The following is a 20,490-nucleotide window of genomic DNA, read 5'->3' on the forward strand; positions in this document are numbered from 1 at the left end:
CCGACAGACAATAAACATGAAAGTGAAAAGGAACAGAAAATATACGGACATGGGATGTATTAAAAAAAGTGTCTAACTTGATATTGCAATTTACGAATTAATTTCATTTGCATAATATCTCTGTTTTTCATTGTCTTGAGCTACTAACATAAAATTCATAACCTCCCAACTAAAAAACGTGTAATCCTTTACTTTAAAGATTACACGTTACTAGAGAATACCAAAAGTACTTTTGGTATATTTTATTCATTTTTCATAAATAATCCTTAATTTAAATCATTTTCTTTAGAATGTTGTCTTTAATATTTTGAATATGTGTATGACTTAAACCCATAACCTTCCCAATCCAACGCATGGACTTTCCATCTAGCATCCAGTTAAGTACTTGCATTTCTCTGTCACCAGTAACTCTTTCAAGAAGTGTTTGTACCTCTAGTAGCTTCTTTTCATACTCTGCAACACGTTTTATATTTTTTGAACGTCTAAATACCTCCTGCATAATCGGATCACCTACACCACCTGCTGCCTTTGGTAATGTAGCTTCAATTCCATATTGTGCTGTCTTTGCTCCAACGACCATTTCTGTTCGCATTTCTTTGATGGCGTTAACCATCCAGTGGTAGTCTGTAATCATTGAATCTAAAGCATCTGGTGTAATCGTCAGTGTTCTCTCTTTTAACATAGTTTGCTCCTATGTGTTATAATTACTTATCTGACTAGCCGAAGGGCATGAACCAATTCGAGCTGTAGCGTGTGGCGACGCTGCGGCTTTTTTATTTTTATTAATACACGACATGCACAAAGCCATCTTCACGAATCTGTACAGGCTGTCCGTCTCCATCATCAAAATAGACTTTTCCCCAGCCATCGATATATTCCCAGTAACCTAAATTGTATTTGTCACCATAGCGCTTTTGAAAATACTCTCTAGCTTCGATATAGGTTTTAAATTCTGGGAAATTCTCTTCATCTTCACGACTGATAATAAACAATAAATATTCCCCCCTATGCAAAATCCTCATATTGTGCAGTTCTCTATCATTTGTTTACGTAGTCAACAAACGATAACAACGCGGTGTTTTAACTCGTAAACAAGAGTAAATTCTCAAATTGTTCAGTTAAAGATTTCAATTTAGCTTGCATCTACATAAAATGAAACTTTTATAACTCTCTTTCGTAAATACATACATAACCAATTCAATGGAGGTGTCTAAATGAAAGATATTTTTAAAGGGATTCTAGCATTAATCTTAGCCTTAGCTATATGGGATGGAATTAAATACATATGGAATCTTTTTATTTAAACACCGAGAAAACAGCCAATCTTTGGTTGTTTTTTCTGTTTGAACAAATGTTTTCAATCTTCTGCTGAACAATTTTGTTCGATCAAGTATTACCGAAAATCTTTTTTCACTAATACTTGATAATGTTCTTTAATTGCTTCAAATGATTCTGAAGAAACTGAGCTAATCACATTTTCTTTACCTATTACTTGTGGTTCTTCCATCTTGTCACCGCATATTTCAACGACTACATTATATTGATAAATGGCTTGTACCTTCCCCAATAACAAAGCATTATTTATACAAACTAAACAATCTGAACCTAAAATCATTTAATTTTCTCCCTTCCTTTATGCAGCTAAAAACTGGCACAAACGTTCGCATATAGTTATAATTGTCTTATCTTAAAAACAAAAGGAGTCTTGCCTTATGAGTCAAAGAGTTGCCTACTATGATGTTGCACCTGATGGTATGAAAATTATGATGGATATGGAAAAATACACTAAGAAGTCTACAATTAATCGAGTAACTCGGGAGCTTATCAAAATAAGAGTCTCCCAAATTAATGGATGCGCGTTCTGCTTAGACTTGCATACATCCGATGCTCGTAAGATGGGTGAAACCGAACAGCGTATTTATTGTTTAAACGCTTGGAATGAATGTACTTTTTATACACCTGAATTAGAAAGTTGCTCTAGAATTATCTGAGCATATAACTTTAATTCCTACTAAAAAAGTTCCAGATGAACTATATAAGCGTGTTCGTGAATACTATGACGAGAAACAGTATGTTGACCTTGTTCTAATCATCAATCAGATCAACAGTTGGAATAGAATTTCTATTGCAATGGGGAATACAGTAACTGAAAAATAATAACTCTTAAACGAACATCTCAAGGTGTTCGTTTTTCCCCCTTTTGCTTCACAATTTCTTTCTGATACGATCTTCAAACTGTTTCAGTAGCTACTCGGTGCAAGCAATATATCCTGGATAATTTAGCGTCCTATTTTGAATAACCCATTCAAAGGTTACTTGGTAAGAATCACCGTAATTCGTTAATCCAACGTACTCTACACCTTCCATAGAAACTTCTTCTTCTGAAATGTCGTCAGCTCCCCAAAACATAGTGTCTGTTAGTGGTACTTCTCCCCAACTATCAAAATTTCTTGAAGCTCATCCATAGGAACTCCTGATTGTTCATGATAAAAAGCTAAAGCTTCTTCCTTTGAATAGTGAGCAATCCATTGATAATCATCCATACGGAACACTTTCATATTCATGATTTTAAAAGCGTCATCCAAAGTATTTTGCTTTTCTTCAACTGAAAACTCATTAATGTTAGCCATCTCCATTCTCCTTTTCTGTTGATAAATCAATATTGAAACTCCCAATAAACATTTCACAGTACGCACAATTTAAATCAAAGGATTTATCTTTAAAATCCTGAACAACTCTTGGTGGTGTAACAACCATTTTTGTTTCACAATGCGAACATTCAATCTGTATAGAAACTTTCATATTTCAGCCACCTTCTTGAACAATATGTTTCGAACACGATCCTCAAATTGTTCATTAGTTTCTTACAGCGTACAGCGGAGCTACGTTTTTTTGTTTTAAAATCTATTTCACGGGCAATTCACTATACAAACATAGCTATCACGTCATATTAATAGTAATGTAAAGCTAATTTAGCCTTACTCCTCCGAGTTTTTTTTATTAAGGGTCACTCCTATCCCAGGTGACCCTTTTTTTATTGACTTATCTCACAAAAATATATTTTTTAACGCCTATAACTGAATGGATTAACACCCCACTCCTCCTCTTCAGCCAACATAATATATAGTGAAAAGGAGGTGTTTTTTATGGGATACTACTGCGGCAACTCCGGCGGCGGATATGGTAATGGTTCAACATTCGTTCTAATTGTCGTTCTTTTTATTCTTTTAATTATTGTCGGCGCTACATTCATGACTGGATATTAACATTTCCGATTTAAGGGTTGCCAGGGTTGCTCCCAGCCTGGTGACCCTTTTATAGTTTTCTTTATACATAAATAGGCAACAAAATATGAACTATGTCATATTTATATGGACACATTACTTGAGGATTTCTCTTTTTCCTCAAAGTGTTCAGTAACTAGATTAATTCCATCACCTTAATCCTTTCTGAAAAAAACGTTTCTCTTATGAAATTACATTTTTTTAAAACTCACATAGCTTTATATTGTATACTCCTTATTAGGAGGCGATGGTAATGAAAAAAAATTTCCTATGGAAAAATATTATTATTGGTAAGATTGATAAAAATCATCCTCAATCAGAAAAAATCGACAAAGCATTAGATGAAATCAGTAAAGCATTAGATGAAACTTTTACTTCTGTTGGCAAAATGACAAATGACATAACATCATTTACTGATGACAAACGTAAATAAGCATATTTTTTGCGGGCACTTACAAGTGCCCTTTTTTAAACCTAATCCTCAAAAATTTTCAGTTAGCCTTAACTTGAAACACCCATAAATAGCTATGATTTTTTCTTGCATGTTGCTGCTTATACAATGGCTTAGGTTTCCGTGTGTTTACCAGGACAAATAAGTCTTTTGTATAAAATCTAAACTCTACTGCCATTTCATGAATTTCAATATGAGTATTTTTGTTTACCACCATATATTTCATCTTGGCATTTTACAAAAATGTATCCTCCTGGTTTCGTAATCCGTTTTAATTCTTTCAATTCAGCTCGATATAATTCCAATATTTCATCATGTGTTGTATATCTAGTAGTGTTATAGCAATCTACCATACCTTGTAGATTAGTTATTCGAGCATAAGGTGGATCAATAACTGTGTGATTAAAAGAATGTTCATCATATGGTAAATTTCTAAAATCTGTACCAGTTTTAAGGTATGTGTCAATTATCTCGTACTTTGATGTATCAACTTGTCTCCAAAATACACCTCTGCCATAAGTAACTTCAGCAATTTTGTCACCATCCTCGAAATATAAATCACTGACTTTTTTTATTAATCCTGAATTATCTCCGGTGTGAACTGTATAAATTGGTTCCTGAACCTCAGTGGCTTGCACGATGTTTATCCCCCTTTCGTATGCTGAACAATTTCTTGCTAGTTCCCTGTGTTTCCTATGTGACCACAATGTCTACATTCGTAGCCTTCAACATGTCCAATATATTCACTTTCGTATATAATTTCTACATCCACATCAGCACCACATAACCAACAATTCATTCAATTCTCCTAGTAAAAATTTGATATTCCTCAGCTGAGAATGGTATATAATTTGATATATTGCTTACATTTTTAACTGTACAATCTGTTTCACCGTTTTAAATAGCCAATTTCTTTAGCGTAGTTGATAATTTCTTGCTGAATTTCATCGCTGTGATAAAGCTAACAATTTTATGTATCACGCCTGTATGCCTACCTTTATGTTAGATGAACTACAACTAAATGATTGCACACCTCAAACGGTGATGAAGGACATGTGATTATTACGTATACTGATGAACCAATTGGTGAACGCTATTTAAAACGCATTATTTATTTGATATGTGAAAGAGAAAATATAACTTAATTTACGCCTCACTTCTTACGGCACACATTTCTGACGATACAACTATCTAATAATATTCCAGTTTCGACGGTTGCAGCTTTAGTTGGGGATACTCCAGAAACAATTTGTAAAGTGTATGCTCATTCATTTGCAAAAGATTAGGTACATGCGTCTAATCTTATGGATGAAATTATTAACTTAAATTCATTTGAAAAAACAAAAGAAAACAAAAAATGATAAAATTGGGGTACATTTTGGGGTACACGTATTTCTCTCCTATACTCCGTTAAAATGGTGTCATAATTCAATAACTTAGATACCTTCCACAAAGCTTTATATATCAACGTTTACAAAGAAAAAAACACTCGTATTTTTCACGAGTGTTTCATAATTTTTATGACAACCATTTTGGAGGTGTATTTTTCTCCCAATATATATCTCCTAAATTGTAGTGTGCCATAAAGTTATCCTCGGCACTGTGATAATGGAAGTTATAATAATAGCCTTCCTGTGGTCTTTTTTCAGTTCGCACATGGAAGCGAATTAAATCGTCACCGGTTTCATTATTAATGACATTAAAGATTTTTTCTCCATAATTTCCACTTGGTTTTTCTGAGATTGTTAAGGACGCTAATGATGTATCATCTAAGCCATCTACTGTCATCGCAATGGCTTCCTCCATTTTTGGAAAAATAATAGCATCAAATTCATTGCAGATTTTTGGACCAATTTTTGTGCCGAACTTTATGTAGGATTGTTCCTTCGCAGCGTCTATTAGCAACGAATTATAGTCTACTGGGTCTTGCTGTATCTCTGTTTGAACTACCTGGGTGTCATCTGGTGCTGCAGCAAGAGCAGTGCCTGTCCCTTGCTCTGGGCCTATTGAAGCACGATTTGAAGGATTTTGATCAAATGCTTCCCATATCTCATGTGTTGGCGTAATTAATCCAAATGTTAAAAACGCAACCATGATGACAATACTCTTTTTAACCCACTTTTTCATTAATTAACACCTTCTCTCTTTTATGTACAAATTGGTAATTCTTCTACTAATATATACGTACAAGCTAATAAAAGGTTTCATATTTCTAAAATTCATTGTACAATATTTATGTATATAGTGAAACTTCATGCACTGGTGGAATTTTCAGTAGTCTACGAAATGTAAGTTAAAGCAACGGTGCACTTACTAGAAGTGAAATTCTCAAATTGAGGATTACAATGAAGTATTTGCAAATAAATGTGTCGTTTTTTAAAAGGAGGTACAAGCATGGAAATCGCAATGGGTATTGGTCTTTTATTAATGTTAGGTTACTTATCATCTTTATGCTTCACAGACTAATTTAGTCATAATGCATAATAATAACCGTTCTTATGCATAACGCTGTGTTACCGAGCTTTTGCTATTATTTCTGAATTTATTTAATGCAGCATATGTATAGGAATGTGAATGAAAAAAGATTGTAGCTAACATTGGCTGCAATCTTTTTTCATTTTTTAGTTTTGAAATAACGTTTAATCAGCAATTAGAAACCCACGCATTTTGATCCAAGTTTGCTCAAAATGTGTGGGTTGGGTTTTTAATATACTGAAATTCGCCCTAATTTTGCTCGTAGAATTTATACTAAGTTTACCTCTTCTACAATTTCATACTCACTTTCTAAAATCTTTATTTCTTCTCGCTCAGATAATACCAGCTTTAGAAATAATTAATTTTACTATTAAATTACCTTCAATATTTCTTCTAAGTATCCATGATTCTCTAATTCTCTAGCATAAGCTGTTTTTTATAGCTACAGCTATACACGGAAAAAGAATAGGACACTCATATATCCTATTCCTTTCTACATTATTCATGTGGAAACTTTGGAAGATAGATCATCGCCTTAAATAAATCGCCATCTACTTGAACTAAGAACTTTCCGTGCTGGATGTGAATAAGGCTTTCAGCAATCGACAACCCTAATCCACTGCCTTGACTTGATCTAGATTCATCACCTCGTTTAAAGCGTTCCATAAGCTCATCGACAGAGATATTTAATTCATATGCTGAAATATTTTTAAATGTCACGAGTATTTCATTCCCTAAATCTTCAACCCCAATATATACCCTTGATGTAGGCTGTGCATATTTAAATATATTCGAGAATAAGTTTTCGACAGAACGCCATAGGAGCTTACCATCAGCCTTCACATAGACCTTTTCTGTTGGGTATGCTAACTTAAAATCTAATGACGACGCTTCAATTTTTTCTCCCATTTCACCTATTCCTTGTGTTAGTAATGATACGATGTCAATCCGTTCTAACCGGACAGGCATACTTCCACTTGACGCTTTAGCTGCTTCAAATAAATCATCCGTTAAGAGCTTAAGTCTTTTCGATTTTTGGTCTAACACGTCTATATATTCAGCAATTAATTCAGGGTCATTTTCTATTTTTAATAAATCTACATACGTAATGATTGACGTTAAAGGCGTTCTGATATCATGCGAAACATTCGTAATGAGCTCTGTTTTTAAACGTTCGCTCTTGATTTCACTATCCACCGACTTTTTTAACCCATCGGTAATACTATTAATATTCTCCGCAAGTCTGCTAAACTCCCCTTTTCCGTCTACTTCAATTCGATGATGAAGATCTCCATTCTTAATTTGCTCTACGCCCTCTTTAATGAGGTTAAACGACTTCACCTTTTTCATCGCAAACCAGGCAGCTAGACCTATGGTAATGGGAAACACGAAAAACGTTGCCGCAACTACTAATGGATAGCCAATGACAAGTAGCACGATTTTTACAGCCATACTACCATTATCAAATACATGTTTCACCAAAATAAAAATCTTTTTGAGAATTTGGTATATGAGTGTATGCTGAAATAATGATCTATTTTTGATATGCTTTACGAGCGATAAAATCATCAGTAAAGCAATGATAAAAATAGGTACCGTGAGAAGCATGTACATATCATGTAATACTTCAACAATCATTGCTATCCACATCGCTATTAAACTCGCGACTATCACAATATTGAGATCATTATATAGTTTGTCAATGACATAAAAATGAATTTCTTTATCATTAAATGATGTTCTTCCAATAACCATGATTAAATAAACAAAAGCTATAATAAAGCCTATTAGATATATAATGAATTCATTGAGGTGATTTTGGGCAATTCCTTTGTCTTTTTCCCATTCTGACATTTTTTGTTGTAAGAAAGATTCTTTAAACGCAACATAAATGACGTCTGTTTGTGGATTCAACTTTTCAACTTCATGTGTAAAGTAATCCAAATATTGACTTTCCTTCACTTCATTTGGATAAAGCTTTTGTTGATAATTCTCAAATAGCATATATGCACCAAATGATTCAAATTGCTCTTTCTTATTTAGTTCACTATTGGAGAATACATGTTTACCGTCACTCGCATAAAACTCGATTCCTTTATATGCTTCTAATGTGCTGAGTAACCGATAAAATTCCCTTACCTGTTCTTTCATTCTTTCGTCTTTTTTACTATTTATGTCATCTGCATATGTTTCTTGATATATGCGCCTATTTTCCACTTCATTCAAACTAGGATTATATCTGTATGAATTGCGGAAATCATAATATAGATTTTCTTCGATTTCTCTAATATCTTCTTCTGTTAGTGTCTTACCGCTTAAAATATGTTCTTCACTTTTATATTTTCCGATTAATTGCGCTAAGGAGGCAATAAGGCCATAGTTTTCATCAGCGAATGCTCGGCTTTCAAAATAATTATTTTGATTGATACTACTAAGATGAACCTCTTTTAATTCCATATTGATAATTGCCCTAGTTGTAGCAGTTAAACAAACAATGGCAATAAGAAACACAATCACTTTCGTAATGAGTGCATGACTAATATTTCTCAACTTTATATCCAACTCCCCATACAACTTTTAAATACTTCGGCTCCTTCGGATTAATTTCAATTTTTTCTCGAATCTTTCTAATATGAACCGAAACCGTATTTTCTGGATTAATGGCCCTTTCATTCCATACCTTTTCATAAATTTCTTCCATTGTGAATACTCTCCCAGCATTTGCTGTGAGAAGCTTTAAAATTTTATACTGCACTGGTGTCAAATGAACCTCTTGTTTATCAACAGTGATGGCTTTCTGTTCATCATCAATTTTGAGCCCGCCCGTTTGCAATACATCACTACTTACCTCAAGACTCCCAAATGTCGTATACCTTCTTAGCTGTGATTTCACTCTGGCCACAAGCTCTAATGGATTAAACGGCTTGGCCATATAATCATCTGCTCCGATATTTAATCCGAGTATTTTGTCATAATCCTCCGACTTAGCAGAAAGCATAATTAAGGGAATCATATGATCTTGACGAATCTTCATCGTCGCCGTAATGCCATCCATTTTTGGCATCATAATATCCATTATTATTAGGTGAATGACGTGATCCCGAATAAGATCGATTGCCTCAATACCATTGTAAGCTTTGAATACTTGATATCCGTCATTTTCTAGGTAAATGCTAATCGCCCTTACAATTTCTTTATCATCATCACAAATCAAAATGTTCAACTACTTTCACTCCTCCATTTCTTTAGGCTCATGTGATCACCCTTATAGGATTCGTCTAAGGATATAATACTAATTAAATCTTAACAAACTTATACATCAATTCTTAAGATTTTCTTATTGTTTTCCTAGTTTTCCATTGTATTTTTTTTTGCTAAATAGACCGTTAGCCACCCCTAACAGCTCTGCTTAATTGGTTAAGTGAAGAGACAGTTCAGAGCAAATTGCTAGTGAAAGTGGAAGCCATGGCTCTTGTCATCAGCAAGTGCAGATTTCTAAGCGATGTTTCAGTGACAAGAATAAGCAAGAGGAAAATGCAACGCGGAAATTTATTATTGGGGAAGGGTTAATCCTCCCAAAAGCAATATCATTCCTTCGACAAATTTTTTAATAATCAAAACGTGATGCTCTATAACATGGAACTGTAATTCACAAAATGTATAGTGATACTATGTTGAAAGGCTGGTATATTTGACAAGGATGGTGAAGCAAAAATTACTGTTTATAGTCATACTCATGCACCGATTTTATTGAATAGCGGGTAAAACGTAAGAGTTATTGCGGGATGATTAGGAAATACCCGCCAATGATTTATGAAATTTACTGACATTTAATGAGAGAGTTAGGATAATAATCAAAGGAAGTTTTCAGTAGGAGCTTTCTGGAGCTAGGATTCTCAACTTACATATGAATCACACAACTTTTAAGAGTAGGGGATTTGACAAGTAAACTTTTAAACATTCTTCAGGTTTTTACCAGCCCTTTTTTTCAATATTGGTTATTTTTATGATATTTGAGCGTCTCTAAACAAAAATTAATATCCCTTTGACTTTTCAATATAATAATATTTTTTTTAGGACCTAATGCTTGCAAGGCCTGAAGTCGATCAATCATTTTTTGTTTCCGTGGATAATAAGTTGTATATATAAACTTAATAAAGCTCCAATCTATTTTTTCTTTACACCCCTCACCCATGTCAGGTCTTGTTTTCCCTATATTCTTTATCCATCTTTTAACAACACGATATAGACAAACATACAGTGGCAGTTCTAAATAAATAATAGTATCAGCATGTTCTGCACGAGCCTTTGCAGTATTATTATAGTTTCCTTCAATAATCCATTGACTTTGATTCAAAAGTTTTTGATGGGATTGTGAAAACTCATCAAATGAAGCTGCCACCCAATTAGGTTTCCAATATAAAGCATCTAAATGATAAACATTAATACTTAGAATTTTACCTAATGATCTTGCAAATGTTGATTTTCCTACACCTGCTGAAATTCCCATTACCATAATTCGTTGCATTACATGCCCTCCTTTATCTGTAAAATATTGACCAATTATATTAGGGTGCTTTTGTTTTCAAGTAACCCCTAAGTATGAAAACACTTTAAATAACGATCAAATATAACCTATACTAATAATAGCAATCTTCACTACTCTCTTTTTGAAAGCAAGTTCACTAGTATTTTTCACGATATTTTTGAAATATGGAAAAAACCGAAATCTTGATCCAGATTTCAGTTTTATTTGGATTCTCTCCAAATGTTTATTCCATGGAGCTTGGTTTAGGACCTTCGATGACAGCATTATTGACATATTCTTTTTGCACCATGCACAGTGAATCAGTTATTCGACTATTTTCATTAAATGTATATTCTATACCGCTAATTTTAACTATTGGTTTATTTGTACCTCGTTGTCCCATTATTAGGGCAGCGGTGGCAGCGAGAAGATCGCAAAGGGTTTCTTCGAATCTCTTTATTTTACCAGTAATAGGATCGACTTCCTCACTAACTCTCAAGGCTGGTACACCATATAACCCTACGGCAATCTGAGTAGCTCCTAATTTTTCAATGCGTCCATCACTATCAGTGATTATTACTCCAACCCTTGAATTTAGCTTTTGTTGAACAATTTCGCCAATTTTTTTCGCACTCAAATCAGGGTTCTCGGGTAAGAGCATAACGTGATCGGAATCAATTTTGTCTATCCCTGCACTCGTTAGACGCATTCCGTTTGGTAGCCAAGCTCCAATATACTGATTTTCTATATTTATCTCCAACTTATTCCCAGACGGATCGCCAGTTTCGTCGATCATTTTTTGAATAATTCTAGAATCTTTTCTTGGTATTTTCTGATGTATTTCATTGGCTAGTTCACATGGTTTTATATTACTAAGATCTATTTCTCGCTCTTCTGCTGTTGAAATTACTTTCGAAGCTACACACAGTATATCGCCATCCTGTATTTCAAAATTAGATTCTAAGGCTAACAGGGCAATAATCTCACCAATATTATCACCTTTATTAATTCTGGGGATGTTTGGAATTGCTTCGACATTAATTTTCATGAGTTACCTCCATTAATTTTTCACGTAATGCAATAATAGATTCCTTTGAATAACTATATTTTTCTTTTTCAGTTCTAGCGTGGGTTTCAATACTCATAGTAATATCTTGGTCGTCTGGAATGTGTTTATTTAGGAGAGAGAGAATTTGCGTATAGTTAATAATTCCTGATCCAACAGGTACATATTGAATAGAACCTTCATTGTATATAAAGTCTTTAATATGAATATACTCAATATGTGGTGCAATTTTTACTATAAATGATTCATCAATATCCTCACCAATTTGGATTAAATTCGCAAGATCCAACCATATTTTAATGTTGGTAAAATTGTTATCTGTAATCAAATCTGAAAAATATTCTAGTTGTTTTTTAGCAGAAACTGTACAAACAGGTTCATTTTCTAGTAAGAATGTATGATTATTTTTAATTATTTTTTCAAATATTTTGTCTTTTAAAAGAAAGTCAAATGGATTATCCATTTTTCCTAGATAAGAAAAAATTCTAATTTTATTAATAGATAACATATCAGCATATTCCAGTACACAATCAACCAATCTTTCCTGTTCTGTAAGAGATAGTTGTGGATTTATACCAAAATTATCATGTACGATTGTTTCTTGGGAATCGCAAGCGTGCCACTTAAAAATAGGGCTTGCTATTGCAATGGGAGTAATCCTCTCTGATTTTAATCTATCAGAAAAATCAATAATTTCTTTTTTATCCATTAAAGAAATATTTTTTCCGTTAATCATGCGCAATTCGCATGTATGTAAATCCATTTCCTTTAAGAAGGAAAAAGATGTATCAAGGTTGCTCGAAATCTCATCAAGATTGATAGTTAGTTTAGCTTTCATGATATGACCTCCATTAACAATTTGTGAATTTTTGTGAAATCTTCTTTATTTATATTAATATCCCTTTCAAGCCAAATAGACAATGCTAATACACCTTGGTAAATCATCATCCATAAGCCGTCAACGCTTTTTGCTCCACTACTGGCGAAAAATTTTCCTAGTGTCGTTTCGACTGGATTAAAAACTGCATCAATAAATAGTTTGTACTTCATATTTACATCCTCTAAAACCTCAATATTGAACGGTGTCTTGTCCACATTTCCCTTCATACCAGTTGATGTTGTGTTGATAATAACATCAGCCTTATCAACTACATTTTTTACATTACAATACGGTAGTAGAGTAATTCCTAGATCATGTTGTCTCTTAAGTAAATCTTGGGTTGAGTCACTGACTTTTGGAGAGTTTCTATATAAAACGTACACGTCATTGCTAATTTTCCTTGCTGCATAAATTGCAGCTCTACTTGCACCACCAGTTCCAAAAATACAAATGACTGGTTCCTTCTTTTTGGAATGAGTTAGTAGGGGCTTATATAACCCAAACCAATCCGTGTTGAACCCGACGAGACCTTTACTATTTATTTTGATTGTATTCACTGCACCGATGTTTGCAGCAGTTATATCTAAATTATCAATATATTTTATTATTGATCGTTTATAAGGAAGTGTAACATTTAATCCGACATATTTTCTCTGGGACAACATTGCTAATATATCCTTTAACTCATCGGGGTCCACATTAATTTTGTCATGGCGATAACTATAATATAATTCAGAACTGTGAATTAACGCATCAAACATAATATCCGAAACAGAATGATCTACTGGATTACCAATTAATGCAGAACATTTTATATTCATATTTCTCACTCCCTATTTAAAATAAACAAGATTTCAAAGTGTGTTATTCCAAAAAAAGAAATAATGTTATATGTATGTTTATTATCTAATTTTTTCCAATTAAAATACATAAAAAAGAGCGATTCTCATGTAAAATGTTAGTTTCGACACAAACTCTTTACAAAATGAATAATCTCTCTTGAACAACCATACCACGATTTTACACTGATTTAAAACTATCTTTCAGAATATCAGAGCTAAAAATGATTTCAACAGAGTAGAAACTGAACGTAAATGTACGACTCTACACTCATTACTTATAGAGTTAGAGCTGCGGTATTTCACCTCTTTCCAAGCATCTTAAATTACTGGATTATGCCATTATCAAGCGTATTTTTGAAATAATTGTTGGCAAACTAAATCGCGCCTCACATCGTTAATTGAATATGCCTAAGTCATTATTAATGATTGATACAGTTAGTAAATTATCACGCTTACCGTGGGCGCTTTATTATAGTGAACGTTCAGGCATTAAACTAGACGTAAGTTTCCAAATGAAACTACCCTACTATTAAAAATGTTTGAAACAGCAGGATTAAAGCACAGAAGTCTTTTCAGTGAACCACTGGAAGATAACAATTTATTATAGTTTTCAATCGTTCTTATTTTTCCATCAATAAAGTAGATCCATACGATCGAAAACAACAAGATTTTGCCATTCAAATCAAAGAGATTATGCAACTGAATCGTTAAAATCCTGGAAAGATAATTGTAAAAGAATTCAATACTGCCGATTTCACTTGTCTTCAAGGCACATCGCAAAAACAAACAGAAAAAAACGGCATCATCTTGTTCAATTTACAGTTTATTAGTCATTAAATAATATCTTTAATGTAAGAAATCAAAAATTTTAGATATTGATTTGACCTTAAAAATTAGGTACACTTTACCAAATAATGTTTATTATACCTTATAAACATTCAGAAGATAAGATGTCGAAAATGATTAGTTTCCCAGAATACTGTACAAACAGGATGAGATATAGTGTAAAACGGTAGATTATTTCGATAACCTTATTGTTGAAGTCTTTCAAAAAATAAAAGAGGGAGCAAGTAGCTATGCATCATCAACTAGCACCTAGTGTATTAATAATCGGATATGGAAAAATTGGAAAGATTAAAGCACAAATCTGGAAACAATGTGGAGCAAATGTTTCGATATCCGATATTACAAAAAAACAAACTGAGAATGCTGAAATGGATGGATTTAATGTTGATGAACCCTCGTCTCATAAAACATATAATTTTGTTGATATTTGTACACCGTCTGGCACTCATATTGATGTTTTAAAACACCTAATATGGATAGGAAGCAAGTTTGATCGTGTTGTAATTGAAAAACCTTTGTTTAGCAATATCCTTGAAAAAAACATATTGTACCAGTTGCTGGATAATGATATTTCTCTTCATGAAAAAATCATTGTAAACGAACAGTATTACAAATCAAAGACAATAAAATTTTTAAGAGAAAAAACTAAAAATGATTCAATAAAATACCTTGAAATTAACATGTCTAAGAATCGTACAACTGACAACGAACATGGGAGGTTTTTTGATCATAATATTGGATCCTATGGCATCGAAGTTCCTCATATATTAGCGATTTTGGAAATGTTAGGTCAATCGATTGATGGTGTGAAATTGATAAAAAATGTTTTGTATGTTGATTCTAATAACACAAGCAATCAAGGGGTTCATATTGAATACGTTACTTGCAGTGGTACAACCGTAATTATAAATAGTTTTTTGGGAGATTTTAAAATTTCTTCTAGTAATAAAATTTCGGATAATCCAACCACAGATAGGAATGTATTTATAAAAGGAAAGGGGTTTGAATACAGAGTAATCTTAGACCCTCATCCTTCACATGATCGCTTAGTTACGGAGTTGATTTTTGGTACTGAATCAACATTGATTCGTGATGATATGCTCAAAGAGAATATCTCTGACATAATTAAAGGAAACATTGCTGGAGGTTGTAAATTGGAATATACCATAAAACAGTCACAGCAAATCATGTCACTATTTAATAATGCTAAAATAGTTACAATTACAAAGGAGGATAATTATGTCCATAACAGTTAACAATAATTTAATTACCCCAGATCAATTACCATATGAAGTAGTAGAAAGAAAGGGCCTAGGTCATCCAGATACTTTGACAGATGGCATCGCTGAGGCTGCTGAAATTGATTATTGTAAGTATTGTCTAAAAAAATTTGGATATATTCCACATCACAACTTTGATAAGGTTATGATTCTAGGTGGGCAGTGTAAACAAAAATATGGAGGTGAAAATTTCTCTGATCCAATAAAAGTTATTTTCATGGGACGAGGAAGTAAAAATTTCGGAGGTGAAAAAATCCCACTGGAACAGATACAAATTAAAGCAGCAAAAGCTTATTTAACTAGAGTTTTACCGCATTTAGATGTAGAGTCTGAATCAACAATTGTGTTTCAAACTTTAACTAGTACCCATAGCACACGTCCGCATTGGTTTAGCCCTAGAGATAAAAATGATTTACCAGAATACAATGATGAGGGTCCAACTGCAAATGATACGGCAACAATGATCAGTTACTGGCCACTTACAAAATCGGAAAAGCTTGCGCTTGATATAGAAGGATATTTTTATCAAAATAACGATCAAGAATTACCCTATCCTAGGTTTAAAGAATTCGGTGGCGATATTAAAGTAATGGTAGTTAGAGATGGTGATGTTAGTGTAGCTACAGTAACAGTGCCACAAATTACAACTATGACAGTATCAGCGGATCAATATTTTGAACGTGAACAAAAGTTGAGACATAATCTAACGAATTATATACAATCTAAATATCCGAATGAAAATATTAATTTAATTATAAATGCTCAGACACTTGGTGATAATCCAAGACCTTACCTCGTTACAGCAGGTTCTTGTACAGATTTTGGTGAAGAAGGTGCTGTTGGTCGTGGTAATAAAACTCACGGTATTATCTCGAGTTTCCGTCCTAACACAATGGAGGCTCCCCATGGAAAGAATTCCACATACTTCGTAGGAAAAGTTCTTGGATACCAAGCTGATATGATTGCAAAACAAATATACGCTGCTACAGGTTCACCGTGTCAGGTTATTCTTCGCGCAAATATTGGAGATAAATTATACGCACCGTCGAAAATCATAGTTTCTACCGTTCAACAAGTCAATGAGGAAATGGTGCAGGATCTTGTGAAAAATTCTCTTAGTATCGGTGGCGAAACAACTCTGCGGATTATAAATGAACAATCCTTCCTCCCACGAACTAATGTAATAGACGAGAAGAATTATGGAAAAGATAAATACTGTTTCTCTGTAAACGTATATTAAAAAAGGAGCCGGTCCATGGTACGCAGTATTGTTAAAGGTTGTGTTGAAATTCAATTTTTATCTACAGAGGACACCATATTTAATAACATCTTAAGAGCTCAAAAAAAATTTGGTATTTCTAGCTATAATGAGCTGGAAATACCAAAAATATCTGGAGTGATTAATTATATTAAAGATGAAATCCCTCGTGTTACATATAACGCTACTGATCATTGTTTGTTGGTAAAAGGTCCCTTAGAGTGTTTTAGTAGTGGTCAAGCCTTATATTTCCTCTCAGAGTACATGTTTGAATGTCTACAGGCTCCATATACTAATAATTTATTAATTCATGCTGCAGCAGTCTATTCAAAAGTAAAAGATAAATCATATTTAATTTTAGGAGAAAAAGGTTCTGGTAAAACTACTTTATCTTTTCGATTATGCGAAGAATTGGGGTTAAGCCTTATCGGAAATGACCTAGTTCGTGTTGGATGTAATGAAAATGGTGAACTTTTTACGACTGAAGGAAGTCGCTGGTTTGATGTGAGGGAAACAGCAGTGAAGGCAGATAGTCACATGGAAAAGCTTTCAGCTAGGTTAGCCACTAATTCATCGAATTCATGGAATAATAAAACTAGAATTTTCCCCTCTGAATATGGGATAGGAACTCATTCGAAACTATCCAAAATAGATAAAATTATATATGTTAGAATTAACCCTTATCAAAATTTCTTTTCAGCGTGTCCGTGGGAAGGAGTGCAGAGAAGTTTAATATTGCATGAAAAAATAGGCAGACATATATCCGGTCAAGCTACACCATTTCAAGATGATCAGGGGAATTATCTAGGATCATTACCGAACATAAATTATGATAACGCTTCGTTAATACGGGATAATATTGTAAGAAGTATGATTAGTGCAGGAATAACAGAACTTTCTGGTCCAAGCAGTCAATCGCTGGTGGACTGGTTTAAGGGAGAGATTTTATGATAGCTGTCGGCATTCCAACCTATAATGAAGCCAAGAACATATCTGAGCTGACACATCTTATCGATAGTGCGGCAATAAAAATGGAATTAGAGATAGTAATTATTAATGCGGACAATAATAGTTCAGATCAAACAGCTGCAATCTTTTCAGCAACAAAAACTATAAATAAAAAAATTTCTATTATCAACCATGAAATTGGAAAAGGACATAATATAAAAGCAATATTTGATGTTGTAAATAATCTTGATAAGTGTGATGGTTGTATATTAATTGATGGAGATATTACTTCATTTTCAGAGTTCTGGCTTAGAAAATTTACTGTAGCTATTATGAACGGTGCTGACTTTATTGTGCCTAATTATTCTAGAAATTTTCAAGAAGGAAATACAACAAATCACTTCGTTTATCCACTAACTTTCTATCATACGAATGGAAATTGTCCAAGACAACCAATTGCTGGAGATTTTGGTTTTTCTATAAAATTTACAAAGTTTTTAGTTAATTCTGCAGACTGGCATAACTATTGCTACGGATATGGTATTGACGTATTTTTAACTCTGCAGGCTTTATATAATAATTTTCAAGTTAAGGAAATTATTCTCGACAAAAAAGAGCATAATCCTAGTTTTGGAAAAATGACTGCTATGTTTGTTGAGGTTGCTAGTAGTTATTATGAAACATCGAGAATTATATTTGAACATAAAAAGAATTCTGGTATTTTTCAAACATTGATGAATTCAAGTCATTCATCATCACTATTTCCTCCTAAAATACCTTTATGCCCTCAAAAAATTTTAGAGAGAAAAGAAGAAGCTAATCACATATTATCTAAAGCAGAAACAATTTCTAAGGTTGGACAAGAAATTGCCATTAATCCATCAATTTGGGGAAAAGTTTTGCTAGATCATGAAAAACAAATCGGACAAATAGATAGTCTAATATTAGCTAAATCCATATTGCCATATTATCTGTTAAGGGTTGTAAACTATTTACAAATTACTTCAAATGTAGAACAGGCAGAACAAAATCTTGAGGAGACAATTATATTCTTAAGAGAAAACAACAAATAAATAATATAAAAATTTACCATTCTGGAGGAAATTGAATAGACTTTTAATGTTTATTGCAAAACGAAAGACAAAACGTAGCACATACATACTAAATTCTGGCTTATCAACACGCTCTTGATAAGGAACACGAGGTATTCTAGTTAGGCATAAGGGAAAATGAGAATGAACCTAGTGTGGTAGAAATAATTCAATAGTTTTTCAGATCCTAATCCTTCTATAGCTGTTGCTTAATCACTTAATGTTGATGCTGACGCTTGTTTGACAACCAGAAAGAACTCTTGAAAGAGACGCATTAATAAAAAGATTGTAAATACAGGTATTAATGACAAATCCAACCATCTAGAGTTAATGCAAATACTATCTTTTAAAGAACAAGCTAAAACATTCTTTTAAAAAATGACATCCCCACTTTACAAGGTAGATATTTCAAAACAGGCATGAAATCAAGGCATTAGTAAATCGTCTTGGATTTCTACCAATTATTAAGAAAAAACTGATTCACTGTTGGGAATGGAAATACTGTATTAAAAAACTAAGATAATTTAAACATTTTAATAAATAGAAGTTAGTATTTTGGTGAAGTGATTTTGTTTCAGATGAAAAACAGTACGCTGATATGAAATGTAAAAAAACAATTTGTTAAATTAAAAAGTCCGTGAAATCACGGACTTTTCCATCTTTATTGCCATTTTAGTTGTGTACAATCCCAATATTTTAAAAATTCTTCTTCATGCAAAATCTCATCATATATGGGGCTAAGGAACTTTTGTACTTCTCTTGTTACTATTTCCGTTTTGGCTTGCCTTATAAAAAATGGGTGTTCCTTCTCTATAGTGTGACGCTGTTGATCTAATAAAGAAACAATACATTCTTGTAAGACACGCCCTTCTATTTTTTGTGTCTTGATCAATGCAAAAATTGTATGAATGGCATTTATTGTCGTATCTAAGGTAGGTGTTTTATATATTTCTGCAAATTTAGATGCAATAACATGCTCAGAAGCTTCTATTATCAATACAGGAGAAGCCGATTGGAGCAATGTTGGATAAGCTATTGTTTTAGATGCCACAGGTGTATTCTCCATAAAGTTAACCTGTAATGTTATGTATGTTTTCAAATGCGCCAGGTTCGTAGGTATTTTAATATAAAGCCATCCATTTTCTAAAGAGATAGTCAATTCGTCCCCTAAAAATTCAATACCATCCTCTTGCCCGTCCATTGAACAAATCTCCTTGTATGCTTGCCTTATAATATCTAAATGATAAGCAACTGGTTTGGCTGCAAGTATAGTATTTTTGGGGGGCTTTACAACACCTTCTGTTACAGCGAACAATAAAGAATCTCCTGCAAGCCAAAATTGATCGCGATAGGAAGAAATGGATAATCGATAAATAAGCCTTTCTTGACAATAAAGTGCTATAAGCGTATCGAAGCTTTCCTCTCGATCCTTTGCCACCTTTGTTAATTGCTCAATAATATTCACTGATATCGTGTTTACATCTCTCATTGTCATCCTCACCTTTATCAAAATTTTACTAAAATTCTAATTACAATTATGA

The 20,490-nt window shown here is 33.1% G+C and carries 21 protein-coding genes and 1 pseudogene; 7 read left to right on the top strand and 15 right to left on the bottom strand.

The window, feature by feature from the left end; genetic code table 11:
• Positions 1-271: 271 nt before the first annotated feature.
• The 3 genes from ACQKIM_RS21780 to ACQKIM_RS21790 form a co-directional block, all read right to left on the bottom strand.
• On the bottom strand, positions 272-682 hold the full coding sequence (locus tag ACQKIM_RS21780) for a LuxR C-terminal-related transcriptional regulator (RefSeq protein ID WP_427548049.1): 411 nt from the start codon (positions 680-682) through the stop codon (positions 272-274).
• Positions 683-782: 100 nt separating this feature from the next.
• The gene (locus ACQKIM_RS21785) at positions 783-992 is read right to left on the bottom strand and encodes a hypothetical protein (RefSeq protein ID WP_427548051.1); all 210 of its coding nucleotides are present in this window, start codon (positions 990-992) and stop codon (positions 783-785) included.
• 401 nt (positions 993-1,393) lie between these two features.
• The gene (locus ACQKIM_RS21790; RefSeq protein WP_427548053.1) at positions 1,394-1,615 is read right to left on the bottom strand and encodes a hypothetical protein; all 222 of its coding nucleotides are present in this window, start codon (positions 1,613-1,615) and stop codon (positions 1,394-1,396) included.
• Positions 1,616-1,712: 97 nt separating this feature from the next.
• On the opposite strand from ACQKIM_RS21790, the pseudogene ACQKIM_RS21795 reads away from it, so the two are divergent.
• Positions 1,713-2,157, top strand: a pseudogene (locus ACQKIM_RS21795) (carboxymuconolactone decarboxylase family protein).
• A gap of 260 nt (positions 2,158-2,417) precedes the next feature.
• Here ACQKIM_RS21795 and ACQKIM_RS21800 read toward each other — a convergent pair.
• Both ACQKIM_RS21800 and ACQKIM_RS21805 read right to left on the bottom strand, forming a co-directional pair.
• Positions 2,418-2,630: a hypothetical protein gene (locus ACQKIM_RS21800; RefSeq protein ID WP_427548055.1), complete on the bottom strand. Its 213-nt coding sequence runs from the start codon at positions 2,628-2,630 to the stop codon at positions 2,418-2,420.
• Positions 2,623-2,802: a hypothetical protein gene (locus ACQKIM_RS21805; RefSeq protein WP_427548057.1), complete on the bottom strand. Its 180-nt coding sequence runs from the start codon at positions 2,800-2,802 to the stop codon at positions 2,623-2,625. Before ACQKIM_RS21805 ends, ACQKIM_RS21800 begins: the two co-directional genes overlap by 8 nt.
• A 344-nt stretch (positions 2,803-3,146) precedes the next feature.
• On the opposite strand from ACQKIM_RS21805, the gene ACQKIM_RS21810 reads away from it, so the two are divergent.
• Positions 3,147-3,266 (top strand): YjcZ family sporulation protein, encoded by a 120-nt coding sequence (locus tag ACQKIM_RS21810; protein WP_427548059.1) that lies wholly within the window; start codon positions 3,147-3,149, stop codon positions 3,264-3,266.
• Between the two features lie 271 nt (positions 3,267-3,537).
• Positions 3,538-3,717 (top strand): hypothetical protein, encoded by a 180-nt coding sequence (locus tag ACQKIM_RS21815; RefSeq protein ID WP_427548061.1) that lies wholly within the window; start codon positions 3,538-3,540, stop codon positions 3,715-3,717.
• 206 nt (positions 3,718-3,923) lie between these two features.
• On the opposite strand, the gene ACQKIM_RS21820 is transcribed toward ACQKIM_RS21815, so the two are convergent.
• The 9 genes from ACQKIM_RS21820 to ACQKIM_RS21860 form a co-directional block, all read right to left on the bottom strand.
• Entirely contained in the window at positions 3,924-4,373 is a 450-nt protein-coding gene (locus tag ACQKIM_RS21820; RefSeq protein ID WP_427548063.1) for a hypothetical protein, read from the bottom strand.
• Between the two features lie 38 nt (positions 4,374-4,411).
• Positions 4,412-4,534, bottom strand: a complete 123-nt coding sequence (locus tag ACQKIM_RS21825) for a hypothetical protein (RefSeq protein WP_427548064.1) — start codon at positions 4,532-4,534, stop codon at positions 4,412-4,414.
• Positions 4,535-5,253: 719 nt separating this feature from the next.
• Positions 5,254-5,862: a YpjP family protein gene (locus tag ACQKIM_RS21830; RefSeq protein ID WP_427548066.1), complete on the bottom strand. Its 609-nt coding sequence runs from the start codon at positions 5,860-5,862 to the stop codon at positions 5,254-5,256.
• An 846-nt stretch (positions 5,863-6,708) separates the two neighbouring features.
• Positions 6,709-8,760: a histidine kinase dimerization/phospho-acceptor domain-containing protein gene (locus ACQKIM_RS21835; RefSeq protein WP_427548068.1), complete on the bottom strand. Its 2,052-nt coding sequence runs from the start codon at positions 8,758-8,760 to the stop codon at positions 6,709-6,711.
• Positions 8,747-9,433 carry a response regulator transcription factor gene (locus ACQKIM_RS21840; protein ID WP_427548070.1) on the bottom strand — a complete coding sequence of 229 codons (687 nt, stop codon included), beginning with the start codon at positions 9,431-9,433 and terminating at the stop codon, positions 8,747-8,749. Before ACQKIM_RS21840 ends, ACQKIM_RS21835 begins: the two co-directional genes overlap by 14 nt.
• 765 nt (positions 9,434-10,198) lie before the next feature.
• Positions 10,199-10,738: a topology modulation protein gene (locus tag ACQKIM_RS21845; RefSeq protein WP_427548072.1), complete on the bottom strand. Its 540-nt coding sequence runs from the start codon at positions 10,736-10,738 to the stop codon at positions 10,199-10,201.
• Positions 10,739-10,982: 244 nt separating this feature from the next.
• Entirely contained in the window at positions 10,983-11,786 is an 804-nt protein-coding gene (locus tag ACQKIM_RS21850) for a coenzyme F420-0:L-glutamate ligase (RefSeq protein WP_427548074.1), read from the bottom strand.
• The gene (locus tag ACQKIM_RS21855; RefSeq protein WP_427548076.1) at positions 11,776-12,642 is read right to left on the bottom strand and encodes a sugar phosphate isomerase/epimerase family protein; all 867 of its coding nucleotides are present in this window, start codon (positions 12,640-12,642) and stop codon (positions 11,776-11,778) included. Before ACQKIM_RS21855 ends, ACQKIM_RS21850 begins: the two co-directional genes overlap by 11 nt.
• Positions 12,639-13,505 (bottom strand): shikimate dehydrogenase family protein, encoded by an 867-nt coding sequence (locus tag ACQKIM_RS21860; protein ID WP_427548078.1) that lies wholly within the window; start codon positions 13,503-13,505, stop codon positions 12,639-12,641. Before ACQKIM_RS21860 ends, ACQKIM_RS21855 begins: the two co-directional genes overlap by 4 nt.
• 1,097 nt (positions 13,506-14,602) lie before the next feature.
• Here ACQKIM_RS21860 and ACQKIM_RS21865 point away from each other — a divergent pair.
• From ACQKIM_RS21865 to ACQKIM_RS21880, 4 genes are read left to right on the top strand one after another with little or no spacing between them, the layout of a single operon-like run.
• A complete protein-coding gene (locus ACQKIM_RS21865; protein ID WP_427548080.1) occupies positions 14,603-15,628 on the top strand; it encodes a Gfo/Idh/MocA family oxidoreductase in 1,026 nt (341 codons plus the stop codon).
• Positions 15,612-16,892 (top strand): methionine adenosyltransferase, encoded by a 1,281-nt coding sequence (locus ACQKIM_RS21870; RefSeq protein ID WP_427548082.1) that lies wholly within the window; start codon positions 15,612-15,614, stop codon positions 16,890-16,892. The genes ACQKIM_RS21865 and ACQKIM_RS21870 overlap by 17 nt, the downstream gene beginning before the upstream one ends.
• Positions 16,893-16,907: 15 nt before the next feature.
• Positions 16,908-17,861, top strand: a complete 954-nt coding sequence (locus ACQKIM_RS21875) for a hypothetical protein (protein WP_427548084.1) — start codon at positions 16,908-16,910, stop codon at positions 17,859-17,861.
• Positions 17,858-18,931, top strand: coding sequence for a glycosyltransferase family 2 protein (locus ACQKIM_RS21880; RefSeq protein ID WP_427548086.1), 1,074 nt, complete (start codon positions 17,858-17,860; stop codon positions 18,929-18,931). The genes ACQKIM_RS21875 and ACQKIM_RS21880 overlap by 4 nt, the downstream gene beginning before the upstream one ends.
• 679 nt (positions 18,932-19,610) lie before the next feature.
• Here ACQKIM_RS21880 and ACQKIM_RS21885 read toward each other — a convergent pair.
• Positions 19,611-20,438 carry a nucleotidyl transferase AbiEii/AbiGii toxin family protein gene (locus tag ACQKIM_RS21885; RefSeq protein ID WP_427548088.1) on the bottom strand — a complete coding sequence of 276 codons (828 nt, stop codon included), beginning with the start codon at positions 20,436-20,438 and terminating at the stop codon, positions 19,611-19,613.
• Between the last annotated feature and the right edge of the window lie 52 nt (positions 20,439-20,490).

This window comes from Lysinibacillus sp. NPDC047702 (assembly GCF_050272555.1).
Taxonomy (GTDB): Bacteria; Bacillota; Bacilli; order Bacillales_A; family Planococcaceae; genus Lysinibacillus.